Genomic DNA, 259 nt, shown 5'->3' on the forward strand with positions numbered 1-259 from the left:
GACTACTCGGGTATCTGGCGCTGGGGGCGGCTTACGGCCAGCCAGATATCGTGCTGATTCCCGAGGTGCCTCTCAATGTCGACCGCCTGGTCGAACGGGTGATCGAGATCTACGAGTTGCAGAAGAATGTAATGATCGTCTGTGGCGAGGGGATCGTCGACGAACGGGGAGTGGAACTTGGTTCTGAAACCGCGTCAACGGATCCGGCGGGAAACAAGGTGCTCTCGGGGGCGGCCGACGCCCTGCGTCAAGTGTTGAT

1 pseudogene is annotated in these 259 nt (G+C 59.8%); it reads left to right on the top strand.

Going from position 1 to position 259, the window contains the following annotated elements:
* Positions 1-259, top strand: a pseudogene (locus ACTHSL_RS13855) (hypothetical protein); the annotation flags it as partial.

This window comes from Neisseria sp. P0008.S010, assembly GCF_051962715.1.
Classification (GTDB): domain Bacteria; phylum Pseudomonadota; class Gammaproteobacteria; order Burkholderiales; family Neisseriaceae; genus Neisseria; species Neisseria elongata.